We start from the raw sequence: 26,055 nt of genomic DNA on the forward strand, positions 1-26,055 counted from the left end.
CGAGAGTTGCACGTCCGGTTCGGAGGGCGGGCCGAAGAAACGGACCGGACGAAAGCCCGGCACCGCGCTTCGGCCCGACCCCACTGGGGACGGCTCACCCGGCGTGACGCGTGGCTCGCTCTCGAGGTCGGTGCCACGTCGCGGCCAGGGCCTGCGACTCCGAGACGGGCAAGGTGCTGCGGTGGGAGTTCGATACGCGGTGTCGGCCTCGGGGGCTGAGGCGAATCGCGCCCGGACAGGGGTTGCACGCTGCGACACTCGGGCGGTGGGTGGAAGGCGGTGGGCGGAGCGGCTGGGGCCGGCCGTCGCGGTGGCTCCCGGCGCCCGCGTTGACCGGTTCGAGATCTTCTTCGACCTGGTCTTCGTCTTCTCGTTCTTCATAATCACCCGGGCCACCGCGGTGAACATCACCGGCGACCGCCTGCTGCACGGCATGCTGGTCCTCGCCGTGCTCTGGCGGGTCTGGGTGACGCATACCGTGGTCGCGACCCGGGTCCGGCTCGGCGTGGGCTTCGTCCCGGCGCTGATGGTCGTCGCGATGGCCGCGCTGTTCTGCTTCGCGCTCTCCCTGCCACAGGCGTTTGGTGACCCGGTGCGGTGGGCAGTCGGACCGGTGGTGCTCGCGGTGAGCTACGTGGTGCTCCGCGGCGTGCACCTGCTGCTGTACTGGCACGTCGCCCGGGAGAGTCCCGGCGAGCGTCGCCTGTTGCTGAAATACTCCCCCGAGCTGGTGACGAGCACCCTCCTGCTGCTGGGTGCCGCGCTGATCCCGCCGCAGATCGACGACCGGTGGTGGGCCGACCTGGTGCGCGACGGGCTCTGGATCGCCGTCGTCCTGTTGCAGTACGGCGCCCCCCTGGTCGCTGGCGCGTGGGGCTGGGTGTTGACCTCCGCCGAGCACTGGACCGAACGGTACGACTTCATCCTCATCATCGCCCTCGGCGAGTCGATCATCTCCGTCGGCGTCGGCGGCAACCTCCTCGGTGAGCCGGTCACCTGGCCGGCGGTAGCGGCGGCGGTGCTCGGCATCTTCTTCACCGCCGCCCTCTGGTGGACGCACTTCGACGTCATCGCTCCGGCCGCCCGGATCGCCCAGCACGCGGCGCAGGGGCGCTTGCGGGTCGCCATGGCGCGGGACGCCTACACGTACTGCCAGCTCGTCATGATCGGCGGGATCATCCTGTTCGCCCTCGGAGCAGAGGTGATCGTGCGGCAGGTCGCCGACCGCTCCATCAGCCTGACCGAGCCGACGCACGGCCCCGGCGTGCCGCTGCTGTTCGTCGGGGTGATCGTCTACCTCGTCGGCGGAATGCTGTTCCAACTGCGCACCCTCGGCACGCTCTCCTGGACCCGCGTCGGCACCGTGCTCGTACTCGCGGCCGCCATCCCCCTCGCCACACACCTCCCCGCACTGGCGGCCCTCGCCCTGCTCACGGCCATCTGCATCGGCTTGGTGGCGACCGAGATGGTGGTCATGGCGGACGCCCGCCAAGCCCTGCTCGGCGCCGTCTTCGAGGAGAAGACCACCTACGAGAAGCACGAGGCCGATTGGCGAGCCCGCTGGCACGAAGAAGAAGCCCCCGACGAGAAACCCCACTGAGGAGCCACGTCCCGAGGTGTGCGGGAGAAGCGGTCGGCCGTCTGCCGGCAATGTCGGGTCTCAGGACCTGAGTGACGGATCAGTCTCGGGACCTGCGTGACACGTCCGGCTAGACGATCTTGTAGTTAGTTATGGGCTCTCGCCAGGGGTCGGTCAAGTGGTGTGCTCGTCGCACTCGGCTTCGAACTCTGCGTGGCGTCGTTCCAGGTATCCCGGCCAGTCGGCTCGCGCGGCGATGACGTCGTCGACGGTGAGTTTGATGACGGCGCAGAAGCCTATTGAGCAGGCTCGGGGAGAGCTGGCGTCGATGAGGGAGACGCCGTGGATCTGGTCGCCGTCGTTATAGAGGCAGAGGACGGGGTGGAAGTGGCAGTCCTCGTAGATCTCGCCGGGCTTGATGTCTCGCGCACGACAGCGTCCCACTCTTCCCCTGCTTGGACACCTAACCTCACCTCCGGGCTAATGATCTCCCGTGTGGCCCTCGATGTCATCCCATTCGTCCAGAGGTCAAATGCTCACTTACCGCTGCAGTCCGCGGCATGGTGCTGTTGATCGACCCCGATGCAGGCGACCACTGCGGACCGGTCAGCAGCCAGGAACAGTTGGAAGTAGTACCGAGGACCACTCTGCCTGACGCCTGCGATCTGCAACGGCTCATCCTCGAGGGCGTCGAGGGCCTTCACGGCCTCAGCGAAACCCACGGTGGGGATGCCAGCTTCCCGGGTGTGTCGCTCACGCCTCTCGTAGATCCTCGCGTAGTGACACGCAGGGAGAAGCCCGTCTGAGGATGTGAAGGGTGCACCACGTTCTAGGGCCTCCCGGCAGGCCGCGAAGGATGCTGTCTGGCCGACGAGCAGGGAGATCAGCTGTGCACGTTCCACTCCGCGACCGTACAGCTCAGCAGTCGGCCCCACGACGCACGAGTCAGCAGAGAGTCAGGAGCAGGTAGCCCAGCGCCGCGGTAGTGAGGAAGAGGGCGGCCAGGGCGCACCCGAGCAGGAACGGCAGCATGGACTGTTCACCGGCCTCGCCGGTGAAGGGAAACGCGCGGCCCTGCGACACCGCCGAGTTGAGGATCTCGTCCATCCGGGCGACGAGCACTCCGGTCACCACCACCGCCGTCCCGGGCAGGGCGGTCGCCAGCCAGACCAGTCCCAGGCCCCGGGCGGGCACGGTGGGTGGGCGAAGGGGACGCCAGTACGGTGACAGGCACCGATCGACGCTAACAGGGCGGTGTGGGGTTCGCGATCACACGCGCTCCGGGTCGAACGCATTTCCCCGGCGTTGGTCCGGGCCGGGACCGCTCGTCGCGGGAGGCCGGAAGCAGCGCGACGTGACATCAATGCTTGACATCAACGATGGCGGCCGAGGCCGGACGAGCGCGGACGGGTGCGTGCCTTCTCCCTGAACGCCGTGGACGTCAGCGGACGCTGCGACCTTTGCCGAAAGCGCCTTGTAAGCGGGGCGTCAGGGGTTTGGCCGAGCAGCCAAACCGGCGAGGATAAGCAAGGATCTCGGGCCCGGGCACCGTGCTGGACACGGGGACCTGGCGGTGGGCCGGTTGGGCGCGCTCGACTCGTGGTGGATTCCCTTTCCCTGGTCATGTGCGCAGGGTTGACAACCTTGGTTGTCCGGCGGACTCTGGGGTGCAAGGTCACTGACGAGGGAGTCGTCATGCGGGATCTGACACCGGACGAGCGACAGGAACTACGGCGGGAACTGGGTGCTGTTGCCGCGGACTGGGCGCAGCGGCTGAACGGCTCCGACGCGGAAGCGCAGCCCAGGGCAGACCACGAACCGAGCTACGCGGTGCGGATGCGGACGCATCTCGCGCGGATGGCGGCGGGCGAGCAGATGCGGGGCCTTCTCGCTGATCTCGTTTCGACGAGCGCTCAGGAAGCGGTGCAATACGGTGCCGGCTACCCGGAGCTCGGCGCGGCGGTGGGCGCCAGCCGGCAAGCGGCACGTAAGAGATGGCCGAACCTGCCGATCTCAAAGAGGCGCGCCAGCGAATGGAAGCAACCGCCCGGGGGCATCGGTTGGGCCGGTGACAGTCATCTGGGCTACCCAGGGGGAGCCTGAGGGGAATCGTCCGCTGACATCGGAGCGATCACCACCACCTCAAGCCCGATGAGCAGAGGAGCGAGAGTGCAACGCTCCCAGTGAGGGCTTGGACGAGCAGCCAACCGTGCAGCCAAACCGGCGGCCGGGGGCGAACGACGCCGGACGCCAGCATCAGTTGATGTGCAGCGCGCACTGGCGAGAGCAGGCGGCCGCGGCTGACTCGTAATGCGTAGGTTGTCGTGATAGCAGCGGTGACAGGAAGCGTTCGCGACGAGGACGACCAGGACCAGTGCCGGCCGATGATCGCCCAGCGCCGCGGGCGGAGCGGCCGTACTAACCGACGTACCAGTCGAGCAGTTCCCAGCCGGGCGGTGTTGCCATGACAAGCAGCATGGCGATGCTGGCGGCACTGACCATGGCCAGCAAACGCCACCGGGGCTGCTCGGCCCGGAAGTCGGCAGAAGCCAGCAACGGCAACGCCACCAGCAGGCAGAGCAGGGCGGGGATGAAGCCCACGCCGACCGCAACAACTGCTGGCCAGGACCAAGCGGGCGGTGCCTGCTCGGGGAAGTAGTCAGCATCAGTGATGAGGTATGCGACTACCGCGTAGCTGTAAGCCGCAAGAACGAGCAGATGTACCCACACGAGTGTCCACACCCGTCGGCTGGTAGCCGCTGCTCTCTGCGCCGTCGCCTGCATCGCGGCAGAATAGCGGGTTTACGGTGCCCGCAGCCTCCCTTGCTTCCATGTCCTGGTGAGGACGTGACCGCCGCCGTGGAACGCTACGACGCATGCCGGAGACGTCACGAGGGCGGTCGGTGTCACGTTGGGGTTGCGCTCTTGCCGCGCCGGTCCCGACGGCTACCGCAGTTGATCGGCTCAGCCTCGGCCGAGTCAGCAGAAAGTCAGCGAATGTCGTGATGCGTGATCGACGCCGATGGTCACAGCCGGCATGGCACCGAGGGCAGGACCACGGGGAACGACACCTGCTGACACGGTCGACAACGCCGACCAGGCTCCCCCCGGCGGGGGTGAAGCTCCGTCTGCGGCCGGCGGCAGGGTGGTGACCGAGGCGAGGACCAGGTCGCCGCGGCTGCGTACCGCGAACGGGCCGAACACCCAGCCGGGGATTAGAGCCTGTGTTAGAGCTGGTGTCAGGGTCATGTATTCGATCACGGGTGGGCGCGTGGGCTCCCTGACGCGTCTGGTGTGCCGCCGGACGGACCGCCGGACCGGCGGCGAGTCCATGCTTGCGGTGCGGTCCAGTGCCGCACCATGGCCACCACCCGGAACACGAACACGAACGCCGCTGCGACCGGCGCCGCCACGGGCATCGGCAGGTTCACGTGGTAGGCGACAGTCACGGCGGCCGCTCCGAGTATCGCGGGAATCGAGTAGAGGTCCGTATCGACCTTGACCACCGCGGGCGTCTGCCGGGCGATGATGTCGCGCAGCAGGCCGCCACCGACGCCCGTGGTCACGCCCAGTACCGAAGACTGTACGGGGCCGAGCCCGTGACTGAGCGCCTTCAGAGTGCCGGTGACGCAAAACAGTCCCAGCCCCGCCGCGTCGAACAGCAGCACCCCGAAGTTCAGGCGTTGCACGACCGGGTGAGCGAAGAACGCGACCGTTGCGGCGGCCAACGGCACGAGCAGGTAGCTGACCTGCTGAAATGCTGCTGGAGGTGTGTCGCCGATGATGACGTCGCGAAGGACGCCGCCACCCAACGCGGTGACTTCCGCCAAGATCAGAATTCCGACGGCGTCGAAACCCTTTTGAATGCGGTCAAGGCACCGGAGATCGCGAACACGAATAAGCCGACCAGCTCAAGGACACCCAGCGCGGTAAGACTTGGCATGCCACCAGTGTCGCGACCGGCGCCGAGCCAGGAATGCCTGGTAGGTGCTGATCAGGTTCTCGTCGAAGACGGCGGTGGCCACCACGCCTCAACCGCCGCCATCATCCGGACGCCGGCGGACTCGCTCGTACGGATCAAGGCGTCATCATGGACGTCCTAGACGGTGACGACGCTGCCACCATCGCCTGATGCGCCTTACAAGCGAGGGGGTCCGACGGCCACGACGGGCGCTGTCACCGGTTGGCCCCGGAGCGCTGAGCCAGTCGGAGAGGCGGGCGGGCCAGTCTTCGTTCCCGAAGTCAGCTCCAACCAAGAGATCACGCCAGTCCTCTCTCGCCAGACGTGAAGCACCGTCGAGCTTGTCGAGTCGGCCCTGAGCGAGGCGCACCACCGCTGCAAACATCCGTTCCGGGTCCTGACGAGAGTCCGCGGTCGGCACCGTCACAGCCCTCGGCCGTCCGGCCAGCACTTGCGGCGTACGTGCTGGGCCGTCGGCGCGCGACCCTTCGCCGGCAATCCATAGGTGCAGAGCGGGGCACAGATCCGGCACAACCGAGCGCGAGTAACGGCGGCAGATGCCGGAACCGACGGAAGGCGTTTCAGCAGGTCAGAGGCCTTAGCGCGGATAGCGTGGGAGGTCGGGAAGCCGGGACCCTTACTTCCAGCGGAAGTGCACGAAGAGCCGGCCGAAGTTCTTAGAGTCCTTCTCGACCCGGTGGTAGAGCTGCTTGACGTCCTTCTGGTCGAGGAACCGCAGCACCCGCTTCTTGAGCTGCCCGGAGCCCTTGCCGGGGATGATCTCGACGAGGGTGGCCTTCTTCGCCACCGCCTCGTCCATGATCCCGCGCAGCGCCCGGTCGATGTCGTGGCCCTTGTTGAAGATCTCGTGCAGGTCCAGCTTCAGCTTCATGCCGCGCCCACCGCCAGGTCAGCTCCCATGCGCCCAATCGTAGGCGGGCCCGCGGCCGGCCTGCGGACACGCGTCGGGGCGGCCCCCGCAGGGCCGCCCCGAGGATCGTGCGTCAGCGACCGAGCCCGACCCGGGTCTCCACCCGGCGCAGCGCGGTCGCGTAGTCGTCGTTGGTCGAGTGCATCGCCGCGGCGATCCGCAGGTGCCGCAGCGCGTCGGCGTGCCGGTTCAGCCGCTCCAGCGTGCGGCCCAGCACGTGGTGCGCGTAGTGGTCGCTCGGGTCCCGCTCGACCAGCTCGCGCAGCTGCTCCTCGGCCCGGTTGAGCTGGGCCGACTGGAAGTACGCGCGGGCCAGCAGCTGGCGTACCGAGGAGTTGCCGGGCTCGGCCTCCACGATCGGCTCCAGCAGCCGGGCCGCTCCGGTCGGGTCACCCGCTTCGAAGAACATGGTCGCCCGCCGGTACTCCGCCAGAAGATCCATCCCGACCCACCTCCTCCTGTCGAGCCGCCTCTGGTCCGACGCTGGCACAACACCGGCCGCTCCGCGAGTGTTCCTGGCCGGAATCGCGATCAGGGGGCCGGGTCGTATCGGCCGTCGAGCAGCTCCCACGCCCGGACACCGCCCACGATCCCGGCCGTGTTCGGGACGACCACGACATCCTCGCCCATTCTGGCCAGTTGCTCCGGCCGGACCAGCCGGGAGTTGCCCCCGCCCAGGTAGAGCCGGTCCCAGCGGAACACCGGGCGCAGCCCCTCCACCACCTGCCGGATCCGGCGGGACCAGAACGCGTCGCCGAGCCGGCGCCGCTCCGGCTCCCCGACGTACGTGTCGTAGGTGGTGCCCCAGCGCACCGGTGCGTGCGACAGCTCCAGGTGCGGGGCGAGCCGCCCGCCGTCGAACAGCGCGCTGCCCAGCCCGGTGCCGAGGGTCAGCACCAGCTCGCAGCCGGTCCCGGCGACCACCCCGGCCCCGTGCACCTCGGCGTCGTTGAGCACCAGCGCCGGCACCCCGAAGGCGTCGCCGAGCGCGCTGCGGACGTCGTACCCGGACCACTCGGCGACCAGGTCCGGGTCGACCCGGCTGCGCGGGCCGGAACGCGTCACGTAGTGCGGGGTGGCCACCACCACGCCGTGCCGGATCATGCCGGGCATCCCGACGGTCACCCGGTCCGGCGCGGGCAGCCGGGCGCCGAGTTCCACCAGCGTCTTGACGAAGAGCGCCGGCGGCAGGGGGTACGGCGTGGGCACCCGCAGCGGCCGGGCGCGCATCGTGCCGGCGGCGTCCAGCACACTCGCCTTGATCCCGCCACCGCCGCAGTCGATCGCCAGTGTGGTCACCACGGGAGTGAGTCTGCCTCGCGTCCCGGGGCCGCGTACTGCGGGTCGCCCGATCCGGCGGGCGCGGCGGCGACGGTACGCTCGGCTCCTCATGAGCGCCACGCTGATCGTCAAGGACCTCGCCGCCGGGCACGGTGACCGGCTGCTCTTCTCCGACCTGGAGCTGGTGGTCGCCCCCGGCGACGTGGTCGGGCTGGTCGGGGTCAACGGGGCCGGCAAGTCCACCCTGCTGCGCACCCTGGCCGGGCTGCTGCCGGTGGAGCTGGGCAGCGTGTCGCTGAACCCGCCGTCCGCCACCGTCGGCTACCTGCCGCAGGAGCCCGAGCGCCGGCCGGGCGAGGCCGTCCGCGACTTCCTGGCCCGGCGTACCGGGGTCACCGCGGCGCAGGCCGCGCTGGACGCGGCCACCGAGGCGCTGACCGCGGGCGGGCCCGGCGCGGACGACGCGTACGCGGACGCGCTGGAGCGCTGGCTCGGTCTCGGCGGCGCGGACCTGGAGGAGCGCGCGGAGCAGGTCGCCGCGGAGCTGGGGCTGACCGTCGACCTGGACCACCCGATGACCGCCCTCTCCGGCGGCCAGGCGGCCCGGGCCGGGCTGGCGTCGCTGCTGCTCAGCCGGTACGACATCTTCCTGCTCGACGAGCCCACCAACGACCTGGACCTGGCCGGTCTGGAACGGCTGGAGCGGTTCGTCACCGGGTTGCGCGCCGGCACGGTGCTGGTCAGCCACGACCGTGAGTTCCTGACCCGGACGGTGACCCGGGTGCTGGAGCTGGACCTCATCCAGCAGCAGGTCCGGCACTACGGCGGCGGGTACGCGGCGTACCTGGAGGAGCGGGAGGTGGCCCGCCGGCACGCCCGGGCCGACTACGAGGAGTACGCCGACACCCGCGCGGGGCTGGAGGCCCGGGCCCGCACCCAGCGCGCCTGGATGGAGAAGGGCGTGAAGAACGCCCGGCGCAAGGCCACCGACAACGACAAGATCGGCCGCAAGTTCCGGGCCGAGGCGACCGAGAAGCAGGCGGCGAAGGCGAAGCAGACCGAGCGGCTGATCGAGCGCCTGGAGGCGGTCGAGGAGCCGCGGCGGGAGTGGGAGCTGCGGATGGAGATCGCCGCCGCGCCCCGCGCCGGCGCGGTGGTGGCCTCGCTGCGCGGCGCCGTCGTCCGCCGGGGCGGCTTCACCCTCGGCCCGGTGGACCTCCAGATCGACTGGGCGGACCGGGTGGCGATCACCGGGGCGAACGGCTCCGGCAAGAGCACCCTGCTCGCCGCGCTGCTGGGCCGGCTGCCGCTGGACGCCGGGCACGCCGCGCTCGGCCCGGGCGTGGTGGTCGGCGAGGTCGACCAGGCCCGGGGGCTCTTCCTCGGCGACCAACCCCTGGTGGACGCGTTCGGTGCCGCCGTACCCGAGCTGACCCCGGCGGACGTGCGGACGCTGCTGGCCAAGTTCGGCCTGCGCGCGGAGCACGTGCTGCGGCCGGCGGCGACCCTCTCCCCCGGCGAGCGGACCCGGGCGGCGCTGGCGCTGTTGCAGGGGCGCGGGGTCAACCTGCTGGTGCTCGACGAGCCGACCAACCACCTGGACCTGCCGGCGATCGAGCAGTTGGAGTCGGCGCTGGCCAACTACCCGGGGACGCTGCTGCTGGTGACCCACGACCGGCGGATGCTGGACGCGGTGAGCGTCAACCGGCGGCTGCGGGTGGACGCCGGACGGATCGCCGAGGATTGATCCGTGCCGACCGGCGCGCGGCGGGCGAGAATGAGCCCATGCTCAAGTGGGAGTACGCGCTGCTGGTGCGGCGACGTCAGGCGGCCACCAACGACGTCGGCTGGGAGGTCGTCTTCGTCTGGTACGGCCCGGACGGCTCGATGGTCGACGTCACGCCGTACGGCGACACCGCGCTGGCCCACCTGAACCGGGCCGGCGACCAGGGCTGGGAGCTGGTGGCGATGAGCGAGGACCCGTCGCTGCCCGGCAACAACGAGCTGCACCGCTACCACCTCAAGCGGCCGAAGGCGAGCGCGGCGCCGCGCCAGCGGATGCGGGGCGGCGGCCGGTCCGCCCGGCGCACCATTTCCGGCTGAATCGGGCGCGCCACGCATACCGGGCGGCGATGCGGGTAACGGCCGGCGGGAGGTGGCCATGGTCGCGCTGGCTCAGACGCCGCCCTCGGCCGAGCGGCTGCGGGCGATCGACGGATTCCTCGCCGAGGCCTGGGCGGATCAGGTCCGCCACGACGAACGGCTGCGGGGGCTCGCCGTGGACGTGCGGTTCGACCGGGGGGTCGCCCACCTGACCGGTGCGGTGGCCGAGCCGGCCGAGCTGCGGATGATCCGCGAGCTGGTGGGCCGGCTGGCCGGGGTCTACGGCGTGTGGTGCCGGGTCGGCGTGGGCGGCCGGGAGCCGGTGGTGGTGGACCTGGGCTGCGGCGGCCAGAAGCAGTACCCGACCAACCTGGGGCTGGACATCTTCCCGGCGCCCGGGGTGGACGCCGTGGCGGACCTGTCCGGCTCGCTGCCGCTGGCCGACGACTCGGTCGACGTCCTCTTCGCGGTGCACATCCTGGAGCACCTGATCGACTTCCTGCCGCTGGTGGACGAGTGTCACCGGGTACTGCGTCCGGGCGGCGTGCTGCACGTGATGAGCCCCTGGTGGGGGCACGTCAACGCGGTGGCCGACCCGACCCACGTACGCCTGCTCGACGTGCAGACGATCAAGGGCATCTGCGGGCAGCGCCCGCCGGGCACCCCGCGCTGGTACCCCCTGCACGCCGGCTGCGACGGCGCCTCGATCTTCGCCGACCTCACCCCCCTCCCGGCCAGCGAGCCCCCACCCTCCCCCTCCCACCTGGCCCGCTTCTTCGCCTGACCCCCGCCGGGGAGAACGGGGTCAGTGGGAGTCGGTGCTTTCGCGGGGGGTGAGGCGGTAGGGGGCGGTGAGGTCGCGGGGTGGGGTCTCGCGGTCGCCGTCGACGCGGGCGGCGAGCATCTCGACCGCGAGGCGGCCGATGCGCTCCTTGTCGGGGGCGATGGTGGTCAGCGTGGGCACGCTGAACCGGCCGTCCTCGATGTCGTCGAAGCCGGCCACCGCGACGTCCTCGGGCACCCGCAGGCCGGCCTCGTGCAGGGCGCGTAGGGCGCCGAGGGCGAGGGTGTCGTTGAAGCAGAAGACGGCGTCGGGGCGTACCCCGGTGGCGAGCAGGTGGCGGACGGCGGCGGCGCCGTCCGCGCGGTGCCAGGCCGGCGCGGGCGCCACCAGGGCCTCGTCGTAGGCGATGCCGGCGTCGGCGAGCGCGGCGGCGTAGCCGGCCAGGCGCAGTCGGGCGCTGGCGCCCTCGGGGGTGCGCTGCGACCCGACGGCGGCGATCCGGCGGCGGCCGAGGCCGACGAGGTGAGCGGTGATCTCCCGGGCGGCGGCCACGTTGTCGATGCCGACGTGGTCGGCCGGGCCGTGGTCCACCCGCTCGCCGAGCAGCACCATCGGCGTGCCGTCGAGGCCGGCGAGGTCCTCGGCGGTGAGCGCCAGCGGGCTGAGGATCAGACCGTCGATCATGTGGTCGCCGATACCGGCGGCGGCCACCCGCTCGCGCTCGGCCCCACCGCCGGTCTGGTCGATCAGCACGGTCCAGCCGCGTTCGGCGGCGGCGGTGACGACGTGCCGGGCCAGTTCCGCGAAGTACGGGATGTCCAGCTCCGGCACGGCCAGCGCGATCACGCCGGTACGCCCCTTGCGCAGGTTGCGGGCGGAGAGGTTGGGCCGGTAGTTCAGCTCGGCGATCGCCTCCTCGACCCGGGCCCGGGTGTCCGGCCGGACGTGCAGGTAGCCGTTGACCACGTTCGAGACCGTCTTGACCGACACGCCGGCCCGCTCGGCCACGTCCTTGAGCCTGTGTCGCACGATCTCATCCCTCCCCGGGGTCGTCCCCGGACTCTATCGCGCGCCGCCCTCTTTACAACGTTGCTTACAACGTTGTAGAAACCTGTGGTACGGGGTGACCGGAGTCACCCCGGGTACGACAAGGAAAGGTGGCACCCTTGCGCAACGCCCGGCTGACGATCGATCCGGCCTTCGCGATCGGCCCCGCTGACCGGCGGCTCTTCGGCTCTTTCGTCGAGCACATGGGGCGCTGCGTCTACGGCGGGGTCTACGAGCCCGGCCACCCCACCGCCGACTCGCGCGGCCTGCGCGGCGACGTGCTCTCGCTCACCCGCGAGCTGGGCGTCTCCGTGGTCCGCTACCCCGGCGGCAACTTCGTCTCCGGGTACCGCTGGGAGGACGGCGTCGGCCCGGTCGGCGACCGCCCGCGCCGGCTCGACCTGGCCTGGAAGACCATCGAGACCAACGCCTTCGGGCTCGACGAGTTCATGACCTGGGCCGCCGAGGCCGACGTCGAGCCGATGATGGCGGTCAACCTGGGCACCCGGGGCGTGCAGGAGGCCTGCGACCTGCTGGAGTACGCCAACCATCCGGGCGGCACCCAGCTGTCGGACCTGCGCCGAAAGCACGGCGCCGAGGAGCCGTACGGGGTGCGGCTCTGGTGCCTCGGCAACGAGCTGGACGGCCCGTGGCAGGTCGGCCACAAGACCGCCGACGAGTACGGCCGGCTCGCCGCCGAGACGGCCCGGGCGATGAAGATGATCGACCCCTCGATCAGCCTGGTCGCCTGCGGCAGCTCCAACCGGCGGATGCCCACCTACGCCTCCTGGGAGGCGACGGTGCTGGAGCACACCTACGAGCACGTCGACTACATCTCCGCGCACACCTACTACGACCCGTCCGACGGCGACCGGGCCAGCATCCTGGCCTCGGCGGTGGACATGGACAACTTCATCCGCGAGGTGGTCGCCACCGCCGACCACGTGGCCGCCAAGCAGCGGCACCGGCGCAAGCTCAAGGTCTCCTTCGACGAGTGGAACGTCTGGTACGAGTCCCGGCTCAAGGCCGACCTGGACCGGCGCGGCTGGGTCGAGGCGCCCGCACTGATCGAGGACGACTTCACCGCGGTCGACGCGGTCGTCGTCGGTGACCTGCTGATCACCCTGCTCCGGCACGCCGACCGGGTCGGCGTCGCCTGCCAGGCGCAGCTGGCCAACGTGATCGCCCCGATCCGCACCCGCACCGGCGGGCCGGCCTGGCGGCAGAGCATCTTCCACCCGTTCGCCCTCACCGCCCGGTACGCCCGGGGCACGGTGCTGCGCACCGAGCCGGTCACGCCGGACTACGAGACGAAGCGGTTCGGCGCGGTGCCGGTGCTGGACACCGTGGCGGTGCACGACGAGGAGTCCGGCGAGCTGACCGTCTTCGCGGTCAACCGGGGCTCCGACGATCTCCCGCTCGACCTCGACCTGCGCGGCCTGCCCGGCCTGCGCGCGATCGAGCACCTGAGTCTCGCCGCCGGGGACGACCCGGAGGCGATCAACACCGAGGCCGAGCCCGACCGGGTGACACCTCACGCACTGCCCACCCCCACCCCCGACGGCGGTCGCTGCACCGTACGCCTGCCGGCGGTCTCCTGGAACGTGCTGCGTTTCGCGTCGCGGCCCTGACCAGGGGAATACTTCACCCCCGTCCCCCAAGGAGAAACCCGCATGATGCAGAACGAAATGAGCCGCCGACGGCTGCTCGGTCTCGGCGTGGGCCTCGGCGCGGCCGCGTCGCTGACCCTCGCCGGCTGCGGCGGTGGCAGCGCCAGCAAGTCCACCGCCACCGGCAACGGCGGCAAGGAGTACACCGGCCCCAAGGTCTCGCTGAACCTGTGGAACGGCTTCACCGGCGGCGACGGCGACATCTTCAAGAAGCTGGTCGAGCAGTTCAACTCTGAGCACCAGAACATCGCGATCGCGGTGAACACCTACCGGTGGGACGACTACTACAGCAAGCTCCCCGGTGCGGTCTCCAGCGGCTCGGGCCCGGACATCGCGGTCATGCACATGGACCAGCTGGCCACCTTCGCCGCCCGCGGCGTGATCACCGAGCTGGACGACGTGGCCAAGGCCCTGGAGCTCAGCGAGGGCGACTTCGCGCCGACCGTCTGGAAGGGCGGGCTCTACAACAACAAGCGGTACGGCATCCCGCTGGACATGCACCCGCTCGGCTTCTACTACAACAAGGCCGTGATGCAGAAGGCCGGCCTGGACCCGAACAAGCCGCCGACCACCCGGGACGAGTTCACCGCCGCGCTGACCGAGCTGAAGAAGTCCGGCGTACAGGGCTTTTGGATCAGCCCGTTCCAGTTCACCGGCGGCATGACGTTCTACTCGCTGCTGCACCAGTGGGGCGGCACCCTCTTCGACGCCGAGGTCACGAAGGCCACCTTCAACTCCGACCCGGCGATCGAGGCGTGCACCTGGCTGGTCGACCTGATCAAGCAGGGGCACTCGCCGTCGAACGTCGGCCAGGACGCCGACTACCTGGCCCTCAAGAGCGGCAAGAACGCCTTCAACTTCAACGGCATCTGGCAGATCAACGACATCGCCAAGGACCCGAGCGCGCAGATCGGCGTCGCCGAGCTGCCGCAGATCGGCAGCCAGAAGGCCGCCTGGGCGAACTCGCACAACTTCACCATCGTCAAGCAGCGCAGCGCCGACAACAACAAGATCTCCGGCGCGAAGGTGTTCATCAACTGGCTCAGCGAGCACTCGCTGGACTGGGCGAAGGGCGGTCAGGTCCCGGCCCGTAAGGAGGTCCGGGAGGGTGCCGAGTTCAAGGCCATCCCGAACGTCGCCACCCTCGCCCCGGAGCTGGACTACGCGGCCTTCCCGCCGGCCGTTCCCGGGCTCGGCGAGGTGGTCACCACCTTCTACACCTCCTTCAACGAGGCCGTGCTGGGCAAGAAGTCGCCCAAGCAGGCCCTCGACGACGGCGCGGCCAAGGCGACCAAGCAGCTGGAGGACAACCGCAAGAAGTACGGGAGCTGATTTCCCGTGGCGGACGTGATCGAGGTCGGGGCGGCGCGCAAGGACGCGCCGCCCCCGGCGGGCGGGAAGAACCGCCGGGGCGCGACGGAGCGGGGCAGCCGCGCGACCCCGTACCTCTTCCTCGCGCCGTACCTGCTGTTCTTCCTGGCGTTCGGGCTGCTGCCGATCCTCTTCGGCGTCTGGCTGAGCGTCCACCAGTGGGACCTCCAACTGCCCAACCGGCCCTTCGTCGGGCTGGACAACTACCGTGACCTCTTCGACAGCGAGTCGGCCATCTACGGCGACTGGTGGTCCAGCGTCCGGGCCACCGCGATCTTCACGGTCTTCTCGGTGCCGCTGCTGGTGGTCGTACCGCTGGGGCTGGCGCTGCTGCTCAACCGGTCGTTCCCGGGGCGGACGTTCTTCCGGGCGCTCTACTTCGCGCCGTACGTGCTCGGGGTGGCGGTGATCGGCCTGCTCTGGCGCTTCCTGCTCGACGCCAACCTGGGCCTGGTCAACCGGCTGCTCGGCGCGGTCGGCCTGCCGTCGGACACCCCGTGGGTGACCGACGTGCCGTGGGCCTGGGTGTCGCTGGTCGGGGTCACCGTCTGGTGGACCTCCGGGTTCAACGCGGTGATCTACCTGGCCGGCCTGCAGGACATCTCCCCGGAGCTCTACGAGGCGGCGCGGATGGACGGGGCGAACGCCTGGGACCGGTTCCGCAACGTCACCCTGCCCGGGCTGCGCCCGGTCATGCTCTTCGTGCTGACCACCACGATCCTCGCCTCGGCGAACGTCTTCGGGCAGTCGTTCCTGATCACCCAGGGCGCCCCGGGCCAGCAGACCCGCACCGTGGTCTGGCGGATCGTCGACGAGGGGCTGCGGGACAACGACGCCGGCCGGGCCGCGGCGATGAGCATCGTCTTCGCGCTGGCGCTCACGGTGATCAGCATCGTCAACTTCCGGTTCTTCCGGTACCGGGAAGACTGAGGGGCCGACCATGACGACTCTCCGCCGCTTCACGCGCTACGCGGTCCTGGTGCTGCTGGCCCTGGTCTTCCTGACCCCGCTGCTCTGGATGGCGATCACCTCGGTGAAGACCTACGGCGACGCCCAGAAGATCCCGCCGAGCTTCGTACCCCAGCCGTTCTCCACCTACGGCTACGAGCAGATCCTCGGCAACACCTCGAACCCGGTGTTGCGCTGGTTCGTCAACAGCATGCTGGCGGCCGCCCTGCACGCGCTGCTGGTGCTGGTCACCGCCTCGATGGCGGCGTACGCGCTGGCCCGGCTCCGGTTCCGCGGCCGGGCGGTCAGCTTCGCGCTGATCGTGGGGACCCTGTTCATCCCGCCCACCTCGCTGATCATCCCGAACTTCGTGATCGCCGACCGGCTCGGCTGGCTGGACACCCTGACCGTGCTGATCGTGCCCGGCGCGGCCAGCGCGTTCGGGGTGTTCTTCCTGCGGCAGTTCTTCCTCAGCATCCCCGCCGAGCTGGAGGAGGCGGCGGTGCTGGATGGCGCCAACCACTGGCAGATCTTCACGCAGGTGCTGCTGCCGCTCTCCAAGCCGGCCCTGGCCACGCTGGCGGTGCTGTCGTTCCTGACCAACTGGAACGACTTCCTCTGGCCGATCTACGTGCTGTTCAGCCCGGAGCGGCTGACCCTGCCGGCGGGCCTGGGCCTGCTCCAGGGCGCCTACGTCAGCGACTACCCGGTGATCATGGCCGGGGCGGTGCTGGCCAGCGTGCCGGTGCTGATCCTTTTCGTGGCGGCCCAGCGGCACATCATCCAGGGCGTCTCGCGCAGCGGCCTGAAGGGATGAGCGCCGGGCACACCCGGCTACGCGGTGCGGCGGCGGTCCTCGCCGCCGCACTGCTCGTCGCCGGCTGCGGCGAGAACGGTGCGGACGACCCAACGAGTACGCGGAGCGACCCGAGCATGTTCACCAACCCCGTGGTACGCGCCGACGCCCCCGACCCGCAGGTGATGCGGGCCGGCGACGCCTGGTGGCTGTTCCACACCAACAGCGGCGGCCGCAACGTGCCGGTGCGGCGCTCGGCCGACCTGGTCGACTGGAGCGAGGCCGAGGACGCCCTGCCCGAGCTGCCCGGCTGGGCGGACCCGGGAAAGACCTGGGCCCCGGAGGCGATCCAACTCGCCCCGGACCGGTTCCTGCTCTACTACACCGTCGCCGGGCGGGATGCCGGCCGGCAGTGCGTGGGGCGGGCGGTGGCCAGCAGTCCGCAGGGGCCGTACCGGGACGACTCGACCGAGCCGTTCATCTGCCAGGCCGAGCTGGGCGGGGCGATCGACGCCAGCCCGTTCCGGGACACCGACGGCAGCCTCTGGCTGCTCTGGAAGAACGACGGCAACGCGATCGGGGTGGACACCTGGCTCTGGTCGCAGCGCCTCTCGGACGACGGGCTGAAACTCATCGGCGAGCCGACGAAGCTGCTGAAGCAGACCGAGCCGTGGGAGGGCACCCTGATCGAGGGTCCGTTCTTCCACCGCCACGACGGGCGGTTGTATCTCTTCTTCGCTGCCAACGCGTACGACCGGGCCACGTACGCCGAGGGCTACGCGGTCTGCGAGAGCCCGACCGGCCCCTGCGTGAAGGCCGCCGAGAACCCGATCCTGAAGACCAACGAGGTCGCCTCCGGCCCCGGCCACGCCTCGATGGTCGTCAGGGACGGCCGGACCTGGCTGGTCTACCACGCCTGGCCGCCCGGCCAGGAGGGCAGCACGGACCCCGGCCGCCAGGTCTGGCTCGACGAGGTCACCTGGGAGAACGGCAAACCCGTCGTGAAAGGCCCCACCCCCACCCCCCAACCCCGCCCCTGACCCCCCACCCGCCCGCCCCCCGTGGGCGCACTTTCACGGAAAGAGTGGCTATCCCGGAACCGGATCGCTGACCGGGCGTGTGGGGACCGTCGCCGTTCGCACGGTTGCCGGCTCGGCCGCCCCCGCCGCGTTTGCCGGTATCCGGACATCCAGGTCGGACCCTTGCGCGAAGCCCATCAAGTGTGAAAATTTCTTACCAGCGGTAGATAGCCGCTGGCGAATCTTGCCACGGACGCCGCGACAACCGGGAGCCCGACGAAGGGACACACCGCATGAAGGCAACTCGGCTCCGAGCCGCCGGGCTGGCCGTGGCACTGCTCGGCGCGCTGGTCGCCGGCTCGCCCGCGAGCGCCGCACCGGACACGACGGCCACCGAACCCGCCACCACCGACTGCATCACCGACCCGGCTACCCCGAAGCGCCAGTTCCGGGCCATGTGGATCGCGTCGGTCACCAACATCGACTGGCCCAGCAAGGCCTCGCAGACCGCCCCCGACCAGGTCGCCAAGCAGCAGGCCGAGTACCTGGCCTGGCTCGACCTGGCGCAGAAGCTCAAACACAACGCCGTCGTCGTCCAGGTCCGGCCGACCGCGGACGCGTTCTGGCCCTCGCCGTACGAGCCGTGGTCGGAGTACCTCACCGGGGTGCGCGGCCAGGACCCGGGCTGGGACCCGCTGAAGTTCCTCGTCACCGAGTCGCACAAGCGGAACCTGGAGTTCCACGCCTGGTTCAACCCGTACCGGGTCTCCATGCCGGCCCCGGGCGGCGCCGGCGCGGACCTCACCAAGCTCGCGCCGAACCACCCGGCGCGGCAGCACCCGGAGTGGACCTTCGCCTACCCGCCGGCCGGCGTGGCCGGCAGCCGGCTCTACTACAACCCCGGCATCCCCGAGGTCCGCGAGTTCGTCCAGACCGCGATGATGGACGCGGTCAACCGGTACGACGTCGACGGCGTGCACTTCGACGACTACTTCTACCCGTACCCGAGCGGCACCCACCAGGTGCCGGACGACGCCACCTTCGCCGCCCACAACCGGGGCTTCACCGACAAGGCGGACTGGCGGCGGGACAACATCAACCTGCTGATCCAGGAGATGAACGCCAAGATCAAGGCGGTCAAGCCGTGGGTCAAGTTCGGGGTCAGCCCGTTCGGCATCTGGCGTAACAAGTCGGCCGACCCGCTGGGCTCGGACACCACCGGCAGCCAGTCGTACGACATCATCTCCGCCGACACCCGTACCTGGGTCAAGCAGGAGTGGATCGACTACGTGGTGCCGCAGCTCTACTGGTACATCGGCCAGTACCCGGCCGCCGACTACGCCCGGCTGGTGCCGTGGTGGGCCGAGACGGTACGCGGCACCCGGGTGCAGCTCTACATCGGCCAGGCCGACTACAAGAGCGGCGAACCGGTGTACGGGCCGTTCTGGCAGAACCCGCGCGAGCTGTCCGACCACCTGACGCTCAACCGGTCGTACCCGGAGGTGCTCGGCAACGTGCACTTCTCCGCCGTGCAGGTGCGGGCCAACCGGCTCGGCGCCACCGACATCTACGCCGCCGAGCACTACTCCCGGCCGGCGCTGGTGCCGGCGATGCCGCACCTGCCCGCCAAGCCGCTGCTGCCCCCGGTGGTCACCGAGGCGGAGCGGTCCGCTGACGGGGTGCGGCTGAGCTGGCGGCAGCCGGCCGACGACCGGGGCCCGCTCGGCGACGCCACCTCGTACGCGGTCTACCGCTTCGACTCCGACGAGCGGGTGGACGCCTGCGGCTTCGCCGACGCGTCCCACCTGGTCGGCACCCTGCGCGCCGACGACGCCACCGCGGTGCAGTCCTTCGTGGACGCCACGGCGGAGCCGGGGCGGACGTACACGTACCACGTGACCGCGCTGGACCGGCTCTGGAACGAGAGCCTGCCCAGCCCGGCGCGGGTGGTGCGCTGACCCAGCCGCGAATGCCCCGGGCGGTCACCGCCCGGGGCATTCGTCTGTTTCATCGTCTGTCATCAATAGTACCCGCGGGTAACACATCGAGTTGTGGGGATTGATCGAGACTGATGCGACCAACGGTGATCCACCGGTCACCGGTCGTGGCCCATCCTCGCGGAGGTACCCGAATGCCCAGACGACTTGCCACCCTCTTCGCCGCCGGCGCGTTCGCACTGCTCGCCATGCTCGGCGTGAGCTCGCCCGCGTTCGCGGTCACCCCCCAGCAGAAGCTCTCGGTGCTCTCCAGCTGGACACAGACCAGCGCCACCAGCTACAACGCCTGGAACTCCGCCCGGCTGAACAAGGCCGCCTGGGCCGACTACGCCTTCGACTGGTCCACCGACTACTGCTCGTCGAGCCCGGACAACCCGCTCGGGTTCAACTTCACCCTCTCCTGCGCCCGGCACGACTTCGGCTACCGCAACTACAAGGCCATGGGCCAGTTCTCGGCGAACAAGTCCCGCCTCGACAGCGCCTTCTACGAGGACCTGAAGCGGGCCTGCGCCCCGTACAACGTCGTCGTCCGGCCGGCCTGCTACAGCCTGGCGTGGACCTACTACCAGGCGGTCAAGACCTTCGGCTCCGTCGCCGCCGTCCAGCAGTCCGACATCGACCGGGCCGCCCGGATGAAGGCCGACGCGGAGCGCCGCGCCGCCCTGCGCGGCTGACCCCGCCGCCGTCGACTCCGCCGGGCGTCCCAGACCGGGGCGCCCGGCGGTGTCAGGCCCGCTCCCGGCGGTCCAGCTCCTGCCGGCCTGGGCCACCCTGCCGGGGCGCGGCCGCCCCGGCGGTGCGGAACCGGATCGAGTCCGCCCCCAGGTCGGGGTGCTCCACCGCCAACGCCAGCGCCGCCGCCTCCTCCAGGCCCAGCTCGCCCCCCTCGCCGTACGCGGCGTCGAAGGCGGCGTCGCCCAGCACCCGGCGCAGCTCGGCCTGGCGCTCCAGCCAGTAGCTGCCGTAGATGGCCGGGGTGGCCCGCAGTTGCGCCCGGGTCGCCTGCGCCGCGCCGAAGAGCCGGGCGGCGGTGCCCAGCTCACCACCGGCGGCGCAGCGGACCGCCACCGCGTTGACCGTGTCGCAGGCCCGGCCGTGGTAGCCGTGGCTCATCCGGGACCGGAGCGCCACCAGCAGGTGCTCGTGCGCGGCGACCAGATCGCCCCGGGCCAGGGCGACCATGCCGAGCAGCATGTCCACCGACCGCCGGCCCCGCTCGACCGGCCGCGCCGCCTCCACCGGGCGGGCCGCGCCGAGCAGCTCCGCCGCCTCGTTCAGCGCGCCCCGCCGCCACAGCAGCTCGGCCAGGTTGTAGGTGGCGAAGAGCGCGTCGCCGGTCACCTGCTGCTCGTGCGCCCAGTCGATCACCTCGCGGCAGACCCGCTCCGCCTCGGCGAACTGCCCCATGTCGATCAGGGGCGCGGCCCGCCCGGCCAGCACCCGGGCGAGCAGCCCGGCGTCACCGGCCTGCCGGGCCGCCGCCTCCGCCCGCTGCGAGTAGCGCAGCTCCTCGGCGAACTCGCCGTCCGCGCCGGCGTGCAGCGAGTGCAGGTGGTACGCCGCCGCCAGCTCCGCCTCCGGGATCGCCTCGCCGGTCTCGGCTATCCGCCCGTAGAGCCGGAACAGCCAGAGCCGCGCCTCCCGGGACAGCCCCCGCTCCCGCCACCACTGGTCCAGCCCGCCGGCCAGCCGCAACCCGGCCCGGGCGCTGCCCCCGGTGGCGCACCAGCGCAGGGCGGCCCGCAGCTCACTGGCCAGCGGGTCGAGCGCGTACAGCGAGAGGGTCACCGGTTGGCCGTCCGGACCCAGGTGGGCGCGCTCCAGCGCGTGCGCCGACCAGGCGACGTGCCGGTCCCGCGCGGCCTGCTCCTCGCCGGCCTCCACCAGCCGGCGGGCCGCGTACGCCCGGATCGGGTCGAGCATCCGGTACATGCTGCCCGACGCGTGCGGCTCGGCCAGCAGCATCGACTTGTCCACCAGCACCGACAGCGGGTCGAGCGGGTCGTCGTCGAGCAGCCACTCCACGGTGGACAGCTCTACCGGGCCGGCGAAGACCGCCAGCCAGCGCAGCAGCCGCGACGCGCGCGGACCCAACGTCCGGTACGACCAGGTGACCGTCGCCTGCATGGTGAGGTGCCGCTCGGTGGCGGAACGCTGCACCGCCCGGTGCGCGGCCGACGGGGGCACGGCTCCGGCCGCCGCGGCGGCCAGGTCCACGGTGTCCTGCTGGTTGCCCGTCCAGCCCCGGTCCGCCGGCGGCTCCGGCACGACCCGCCCGGCGTCCAGGGTGCCGAGCACGTCGTCGAGGCGGGCGGCGAGCTGCCCGGCGGAGAGCACCCGGAGCCGGGCGGCGGCCAGCTCGATCGCCAGCGGGAGGCCGTCCAGCCGCCGCACCACCCGGCGCAGGTCACCGGCCTCCGCCCAGTCCGGCGGCCGGCCGCCCCGGGCCGCCGCGGTCCGGTCCAGCAGCAGCGCCACCGCGTCGCTCTCGGTACGCCCCGGCTGCGGGTCCACCGCGAGCGGCGGGATCCGCCAGACCACCTCGCCGGGCAGGCCGAAGGACTCCCGGCTGGTGGCCAGCACCCGCACCCCGCTCCCGCCGGAGAGCAGCCGGGAGATCACCTCGGCGCAGGCCGCGGGCTGGGCGTCGCAGGTATCCAGCACCACCAGCATCTGCCGGGCGGCGGCGTACTCGACCAGGGTGTCCAGCATCGGGCGGCCCGGCTCGGGGCGCAGCCCGAGCACCGCGGCGACCGCGAACGCCACCAGCCCCGGGTCGGTGACGGTGGCGATGTCGACGAACCACACGCCGTCCGGGTACGCCTCGACCATCCCGCCGGCCAGCTCGACGGCCATCCGGGTCTTGCCGGCGCCGCCGGCCCCGAGCACGGTGACCAGCCGGTGCCGGCGTACCAGCAGGTCGAGCTCCGCACGCTCGGTCTCCCGGCCGATGAAGGAGGTGACCTGGGTGGGCAGGTTGTGCGGTACCGCGTCGGCGGTGCGCGGCCGGGGGAACTGCCGTTCCAGGCCGGGCGCGACGAGCTGGAAGAGCCGCTCCCGGTCGTCGAAGCCGCGCAGCCGGTGCAGGCCGAGGTCGAGCAGGGACGCGCCGGACGGCAGCGGTTCGGCGTGCCGGGCGGTCGCCGCCGAGCAGAGCACCTGCCCGCCGTGGGCGGCGGCGGCCACCCGGGCGGCCCGGTGCACCTCGGGGCTGGCGTACTCGCCGTCGCGCGGCTCCGCGTAGCCGGTGTGGAGCCCCATCCGCACCCTGGGGGTGGCCTCCGGGGTGGGCCAGTCGTGGTTGGACAGCGCGCGTTGGGCGGTCAGGCAGGCGGTCAGCGCCGCCGCCGCGTCAGGAAAGGCGAGGAAGAACGAGTCGCCCTCGGTCAGCAGCTCCGCGCCGTCGGTGCCGGCGAGGGTGTCCCGGAGCAGCCGGCGATGCTCCCACAGCACGGGGCGGTAGCCCGACCCGAGCAGCTGGGCCAGCCGGGTCGAACCCTCGATGTCGGTGAACACGAAGGTCACCCACCCGCTCGGGAGGTGGATCCGTGGCGACATGCGTGGAACCTCCGCCCCTGACGTCGGCTTCATGCTGCCCTATGGTCGGGCCGTCACGCATCGTGAGAACGGCCGGGCGGCGTCCGCCCCAAGGTGCCATTGCCGCCGGTCAGCGGCAAGGTCTGCGCCGCCGAACGGGCCGGTCGTGGCGGCTCAGCAGCAGCCGCCACCGCCGCAGCAGCCACCGGCCGGCGCGGGCGGAGCGCCGCCCACCGGTCCACCACCGCCCCGGCCGGTCACCGCGACGGTGGAGAGCAGCTTGACCGTGTCGGCGTGTCCCTGTGGACAGGACGCCGGATCACCGGCCCGGGCCATCGGGCGGTTGACCTCGAAGGTGTCGCCGCAGGCGCGGCAGCGGAACTCGTACCGGGGCATGCTCCCAGCGTACGACCGGGCCTGACGGTCACACCCGGATGGGTGATACTCGACGGGTGGCGAGCGGCGAGGAACCATCGACGGTGCGACCCCTGCGACCGGCGACGCCGCCCGACGGGCCGCTCGGCAGCTCCGGCGCCGCGCCGGACCCGACCCCGGTCCCCCGTCCCCGCCGCCCCTTCCTCGGCCGGTCCGCCGACGAACCGTCGACCGCGACCACCGCCGGCAGCGCGCCGACCACCGTGGAGCAGACCGCCGGCGACGCGGCGCAGGCCGGGCCGGGGACGCGGGGCGCGGCGAAGGCCGACGCCGGGACGACCGACGTGGCGGAGGCCGGCCGAGGGAACGTCGACGCGAGCAAGGCCGACGCCGAGCGGGCTGACGCGGAGAAAGCCGGCGCGGAGAAAGCTGGCGCCGAAGCCGCCGACACGAGCAAGGCCGGCGCGGACCAGACCGACGCGGAGACCGGCGACGGGAGCAGGGCCGGCGCGGAGGCCGGCGCCACGCCCCCCGACGGCCCGGCGAAGGAGCCGGCGAAGGACGACGGCAAGGCCGGCGGCGAACCGGGACGGCGTCGCCGGGTGCCGTTCGCGCACGCCGTGCGGCTTCCCCCGCCCCGGCAGGCGGTCGTCGGCGCGGCCCGGGCCACCCGGGCCTGGTCCCGGCGCCCGAGCGGCCGGCTGACGCTGCCCGGGGTGTTCCTCGTCGCGCTGGTCGCCGCCACCGCGGTGGTGGGCGCCGTGGTGGTCCCGTCGGCCGTCCGGTCGCCGAAGCCGGTGGCCGTGGACGCGACCGACGGCGCCGTGGTCGTACCCGCGCCGGGTGCGCTGCCCGGCGTGACCGCCGTGCCGGTGCTGCCAGGCGGGACGGCGCTGCCCGGGCTGCCGCCCGCGACCGCGCTGCCCGGCGGCGTGCCGCCGACCGGGCCGGTCGCCCCGCCCGCCGCCGGTCGCCCGGCCGACGCCCTGGCCGCCTGGGCCCAGACCACCGGCGCGCGGGTCGGCATCTCGCCGGTGGCCATGCAGGCGTACGGCTACGCCGAGCTGGTACTCGCCGAGACCAACCGCAGCTGCCAGCTGAGCTGGACCACGCTCGCCGCGATCGGTTACGTCGAGTCGCGGCACGGGCAGGCCAACGGCGCCAGCCTCCAGTCGACCGGCCGGGCCGAACCCGAGATCATCGGCGACCCGCTCGACGGGCAGGGCGGCCGGTCCCGGATCACCGACACCGACCGGGGGCTCTTCGACCGGGACACCGTCTACGACCGGGCCATCGGGCCGATGCAGTTCATCCCGACCACCTGGCAGGAGATCGGCGTCGACGCCGACAACGACGGCCGCAAGGACCCGCACGACCTGGACGACGCGGCGCTCGCCGCCGCCCGGTACCTCTGCAAGGGCGGCCGGAACATGACCATCCCCGGCGACTGGTGGGGCGCCATCCTGTCCTACAACGATGTGCGCCGGTACGCCCAGGATGTCTTCGACAAGGCCAACCAGTACGGGGTGGCCAGCCGTACGTGACGTGATCGTTCGCATACATTGCCGGACCGGACACTTCCCCCCGGCAGCCGATGACGGCAAGCTAGACGGGTGATGGTGCGCGAGTGGGATCCCCGGACCGCGTCGTCCGACGAGGTCGCGTCCGTGCTGGACACGCTGAACGCGGTCCTGGCGGCGGACCTCCCGCAGGACCCGCCCTGGCGGGAGAGTTCCCTGCGGGAATACCTCTCCGAGGTGATGCCGGGTGAGCGGCGGATCTCCTGGGTCGCCCAGGCGGAGCCCGGGCCGGACGGCGGGCCCGGCCCGATCCTCGGCCACGTGCACGTGCTGCTGCTCGGCGACATCGGCGTGCTGGAGGTGCTGGTGCACCCCGACATCCGGCGTACCGGGCTGGGTCGTGAGCTGGTCCTGCTCGCCGCCCGCCGGGTCTACCAGGAGGGCTTCCAGTCGATTGGCGTCGAGGTGGTCGGTGACACGCCGGCGATCGCCTTCTACGAGTCGCTCGGCTTCACCCGGGAGTACGTCGAGACCCGCAGCGTGCTCGACCTCGGCGCGGTGGACTGGCCGGCGCTGGCCCAGATGGCCACCGGCATCGGCGCCGGCTACCACCTGGAGTTCTGCCCGGGCGGCCCGCCGGACGACCTGATCGAGGCGTACGCGCGGGCCAAGGCCGAGGTGCGCGACGTCGACGACGGCGAGCTGCGCCCCAGCTCGTACGACCCGCAGCGGCTGCGGGACAGCCTGGACACGCTGCACCGGCGGGGCATGAAGCCGTACATCGTGCTGGCCCAGCACGAGCACAGCGGCGAGGTCGCCGGGCTGACCGAGGTGGTGGTGCCGGCGCAGCACCCCACCCGGGCCGACCAGTACGACACGATCGTGGTGCAGGACCACCGCGGCTACGGCATCGACCGGGCGATCAAGGCCCGGATGCTGCTGGAGCTGCGCTCGGCCGAGCCGACGCTGGCCGAGGTGCAGACCTGGAACGCCCAGGCCAACGAGGCGATGCTCAAGGTGAACGCCGAGCTGGGCTACCGCCCCGACCGGGAGTGGTGCGAATACAGCGTGGACGTCGCCGAGCTGGTGCACCGACTCGACGCCGCCCGCTGACCGCGCGTTCACCACACCGCCCC

The 26,055-nt window shown here is 71.7% G+C and carries 25 protein-coding genes; 14 read left to right on the plus strand and 11 right to left on the minus strand.

Going from position 1 to position 26,055, the window contains the following annotated elements; all coding sequences use genetic code 11:
• Positions 1–265 precede the first annotated feature (265 nt).
• Entirely contained in the window at positions 266–1,600 is a 1,335-nt protein-coding gene (locus M2302_RS20020; RefSeq protein WP_280839383.1) for a low temperature requirement protein A, read from the plus strand.
• A 153-nt stretch (positions 1,601–1,753) separates the two neighbouring features.
• On the opposite strand, the gene M2302_RS20025 is transcribed toward M2302_RS20020, so the two are convergent.
• The 3 genes from M2302_RS20025 to M2302_RS20035 all read right to left on the minus strand — a co-directional run bounded on the left by M2302_RS20025 (position 1,754) and on the right by M2302_RS20035 (position 2,773).
• Positions 1,754–2,023, minus strand: a complete 270-nt coding sequence (locus M2302_RS20025) for a hypothetical protein (protein WP_280839384.1) — start codon at positions 2,021–2,023, stop codon at positions 1,754–1,756.
• A gap of 92 nt (positions 2,024–2,115) precedes the next feature.
• Positions 2,116–2,481: a hypothetical protein gene (locus M2302_RS20030; protein ID WP_280839385.1), complete on the minus strand. Its 366-nt coding sequence runs from the start codon at positions 2,479–2,481 to the stop codon at positions 2,116–2,118.
• Between the two features lie 43 nt (positions 2,482–2,524).
• Positions 2,525–2,773 carry a hypothetical protein gene (locus M2302_RS20035; protein ID WP_280839386.1) on the minus strand — a complete coding sequence of 83 codons (249 nt, stop codon included), beginning with the start codon at positions 2,771–2,773 and terminating at the stop codon, positions 2,525–2,527.
• A 501-nt stretch (positions 2,774–3,274) separates the two neighbouring features.
• Between M2302_RS20035 and M2302_RS20040 the strand changes: the two genes are divergently transcribed.
• Complete coding sequence (locus tag M2302_RS20040; protein WP_280839387.1) at positions 3,275–3,682, plus strand: hypothetical protein; 408 nt, start codon at positions 3,275–3,277, stop codon at positions 3,680–3,682.
• A 315-nt stretch (positions 3,683–3,997) separates the two neighbouring features.
• Here M2302_RS20040 and M2302_RS20045 read toward each other — a convergent pair whose 3' ends face one another.
• From M2302_RS20045 to M2302_RS20065, 5 genes are all read right to left on the minus strand, one after another.
• Positions 3,998–4,321, minus strand: coding sequence for a hypothetical protein (locus M2302_RS20045; protein WP_280839388.1), 324 nt, complete (start codon positions 4,319–4,321; stop codon positions 3,998–4,000).
• Between the two features lie 515 nt (positions 4,322–4,836).
• A complete protein-coding gene (locus M2302_RS20050; RefSeq protein ID WP_348529434.1) occupies positions 4,837–5,478 on the minus strand; it encodes a TRIC cation channel family protein in 642 nt (213 codons plus the stop codon).
• 699 nt (positions 5,479–6,177) lie between these two features.
• Positions 6,178–6,432, minus strand: coding sequence for a Smr/MutS family protein (locus M2302_RS20055; protein WP_030329768.1), 255 nt, complete (start codon positions 6,430–6,432; stop codon positions 6,178–6,180).
• Positions 6,433–6,544: 112 nt separating this feature from the next.
• On the minus strand, positions 6,545–6,913 hold the full coding sequence (locus M2302_RS20060; protein ID WP_280839389.1) for a tetratricopeptide repeat protein: 369 nt from the start codon (positions 6,911–6,913) through the stop codon (positions 6,545–6,547).
• Between the two features lie 89 nt (positions 6,914–7,002).
• Positions 7,003–7,773: an ROK family protein gene (locus M2302_RS20065; RefSeq protein ID WP_280839390.1), complete on the minus strand. Its 771-nt coding sequence runs from the start codon at positions 7,771–7,773 to the stop codon at positions 7,003–7,005.
• 88 nt (positions 7,774–7,861) lie between these two features.
• Between M2302_RS20065 and M2302_RS20070 the strand changes: the two genes are divergently transcribed.
• The 3 genes from M2302_RS20070 to M2302_RS20080 are packed head-to-tail and all read left to right on the plus strand — an operon-like array spanning position 7,862 to position 10,639.
• Positions 7,862–9,499 (plus strand): ABC-F family ATP-binding cassette domain-containing protein, encoded by a 1,638-nt coding sequence (locus tag M2302_RS20070; RefSeq protein ID WP_280839391.1) that lies wholly within the window; start codon positions 7,862–7,864, stop codon positions 9,497–9,499.
• 38 nt (positions 9,500–9,537) lie between these two features.
• Positions 9,538–9,855 (plus strand): hypothetical protein, encoded by a 318-nt coding sequence (locus M2302_RS20075; protein ID WP_280839392.1) that lies wholly within the window; start codon positions 9,538–9,540, stop codon positions 9,853–9,855.
• 58 nt (positions 9,856–9,913) lie between these two features.
• Positions 9,914–10,639 (plus strand): methyltransferase domain-containing protein, encoded by a 726-nt coding sequence (locus M2302_RS20080; protein ID WP_280839393.1) that lies wholly within the window; start codon positions 9,914–9,916, stop codon positions 10,637–10,639.
• Positions 10,640–10,660: 21 nt separating this feature from the next.
• Here M2302_RS20080 and M2302_RS20085 read toward each other — a convergent pair whose 3' ends face one another.
• A complete protein-coding gene (locus M2302_RS20085; protein WP_280839394.1) occupies positions 10,661–11,668 on the minus strand; it encodes a LacI family DNA-binding transcriptional regulator in 1,008 nt (335 codons plus the stop codon).
• A 137-nt stretch (positions 11,669–11,805) separates the two neighbouring features.
• Between M2302_RS20085 and M2302_RS20090 the strand changes: the two genes are divergently transcribed.
• From M2302_RS20090 to M2302_RS20120, 7 genes are all read left to right on the plus strand, one after another.
• Positions 11,806–13,317, plus strand: coding sequence for an alpha-N-arabinofuranosidase (locus tag M2302_RS20090; RefSeq protein WP_280839395.1), 1,512 nt, complete (start codon positions 11,806–11,808; stop codon positions 13,315–13,317).
• 42 nt (positions 13,318–13,359) lie between these two features.
• Positions 13,360–14,688 (plus strand): ABC transporter substrate-binding protein, encoded by a 1,329-nt coding sequence (locus M2302_RS20095; RefSeq protein ID WP_210779718.1) that lies wholly within the window; start codon positions 13,360–13,362, stop codon positions 14,686–14,688.
• Between the two features lie 6 nt (positions 14,689–14,694).
• A complete protein-coding gene (locus tag M2302_RS20100) occupies positions 14,695–15,657 on the plus strand; it encodes a sugar ABC transporter permease (RefSeq protein ID WP_280839396.1) in 963 nt (320 codons plus the stop codon).
• Positions 15,658–15,667: 10 nt separating this feature from the next.
• On the plus strand, positions 15,668–16,492 hold the full coding sequence (locus M2302_RS20105) for a carbohydrate ABC transporter permease (RefSeq protein ID WP_280839397.1): 825 nt from the start codon (positions 15,668–15,670) through the stop codon (positions 16,490–16,492).
• Complete coding sequence (locus M2302_RS20110) at positions 16,489–17,511, plus strand: glycoside hydrolase family 43 protein (protein WP_280839398.1); 1,023 nt, start codon at positions 16,489–16,491, stop codon at positions 17,509–17,511. Before M2302_RS20105 ends, M2302_RS20110 begins: the two co-directional genes overlap by 4 nt.
• 272 nt (positions 17,512–17,783) lie before the next feature.
• Complete coding sequence (locus tag M2302_RS20115; RefSeq protein ID WP_280839399.1) at positions 17,784–19,448, plus strand: family 10 glycosylhydrolase; 1,665 nt, start codon at positions 17,784–17,786, stop codon at positions 19,446–19,448.
• Positions 19,449–19,621: 173 nt separating this feature from the next.
• The gene (locus M2302_RS20120) at positions 19,622–20,161 is read left to right on the plus strand and encodes a phospholipase (protein ID WP_280839400.1); all 540 of its coding nucleotides are present in this window, start codon (positions 19,622–19,624) and stop codon (positions 20,159–20,161) included.
• 52 nt (positions 20,162–20,213) lie between these two features.
• On the opposite strand, the gene M2302_RS20125 is transcribed toward M2302_RS20120, so the two are convergent.
• Complete coding sequence (locus tag M2302_RS20125) at positions 20,214–23,045, minus strand: adenylate/guanylate cyclase domain-containing protein (RefSeq protein WP_280839401.1); 2,832 nt, start codon at positions 23,043–23,045, stop codon at positions 20,214–20,216.
• Positions 23,046–23,198: 153 nt separating this feature from the next.
• Complete coding sequence (locus tag M2302_RS20130; RefSeq protein ID WP_154941724.1) at positions 23,199–23,420, minus strand: zinc ribbon domain-containing protein; 222 nt, start codon at positions 23,418–23,420, stop codon at positions 23,199–23,201.
• A gap of 56 nt (positions 23,421–23,476) precedes the next feature.
• On the opposite strand from M2302_RS20130, the gene M2302_RS20135 reads away from it, so the two are divergent.
• Complete coding sequence (locus tag M2302_RS20135) at positions 23,477–24,943, plus strand: lytic murein transglycosylase (RefSeq protein ID WP_280839403.1); 1,467 nt, start codon at positions 23,477–23,479, stop codon at positions 24,941–24,943.
• Positions 24,944–25,015: 72 nt separating this feature from the next.
• The gene (locus M2302_RS20140; protein ID WP_280839483.1) at positions 25,016–26,032 is read left to right on the plus strand and encodes a GNAT family N-acetyltransferase; all 1,017 of its coding nucleotides are present in this window, start codon (positions 25,016–25,018) and stop codon (positions 26,030–26,032) included.
• Positions 26,033–26,055 lie beyond the last annotated feature (23 nt).

Source organism: Micromonospora sp. A200 (assembly GCF_029893845.1).
GTDB lineage: Bacteria > Actinomycetota > Actinomycetes > Mycobacteriales > Micromonosporaceae > Micromonospora > Micromonospora purpureochromogenes.

Coding starts and splice junctions, on each gene's coding strand:
- M2302_RS20120 (WP_280839400.1), top strand. CDS start 19,622: ATGCCCAGACGACTTGCCACCCTCTTCGCCGCCGGCGCGTTCGCACTG.
- M2302_RS20080 (WP_280839393.1), top strand. CDS start 9,914: ATGGTCGCGCTGGCTCAGACGCCGCCCTCGGCCGAGCGGCTGCGGGCG.
- M2302_RS20105 (WP_280839397.1), top strand. CDS start 15,668: ATGACGACTCTCCGCCGCTTCACGCGCTACGCGGTCCTGGTGCTGCTG.
- M2302_RS20115 (WP_280839399.1), top strand. CDS start 17,784: ATGAAGGCAACTCGGCTCCGAGCCGCCGGGCTGGCCGTGGCACTGCTC.
- M2302_RS20040 (WP_280839387.1), top strand. CDS start 3,275: ATGCGGGATCTGACACCGGACGAGCGACAGGAACTACGGCGGGAACTG.
- M2302_RS20140 (WP_280839483.1), top strand. CDS start 25,016: ATGGTGCGCGAGTGGGATCCCCGGACCGCGTCGTCCGACGAGGTCGCG.
- M2302_RS20055 (WP_030329768.1), bottom strand. CDS start 6,432: ATGAAGCTGAAGCTGGACCTGCACGAGATCTTCAACAAGGGCCACGAC.
- M2302_RS20060 (WP_280839389.1), bottom strand. CDS start 6,913: ATGGATCTTCTGGCGGAGTACCGGCGGGCGACCATGTTCTTCGAAGCG.
- M2302_RS20070 (WP_280839391.1), top strand. CDS start 7,862: ATGAGCGCCACGCTGATCGTCAAGGACCTCGCCGCCGGGCACGGTGAC.
- M2302_RS20075 (WP_280839392.1), top strand. CDS start 9,538: ATGCTCAAGTGGGAGTACGCGCTGCTGGTGCGGCGACGTCAGGCGGCC.
- M2302_RS20125 (WP_280839401.1), bottom strand. CDS start 23,045: ATGTCGCCACGGATCCACCTCCCGAGCGGGTGGGTGACCTTCGTGTTC.
- M2302_RS20095 (WP_210779718.1), top strand. CDS start 13,360: ATGATGCAGAACGAAATGAGCCGCCGACGGCTGCTCGGTCTCGGCGTG.
- M2302_RS20110 (WP_280839398.1), top strand. CDS start 16,489: ATGAGCGCCGGGCACACCCGGCTACGCGGTGCGGCGGCGGTCCTCGCC.
- M2302_RS20130 (WP_154941724.1), bottom strand. CDS start 23,420: ATGCCCCGGTACGAGTTCCGCTGCCGCGCCTGCGGCGACACCTTCGAG.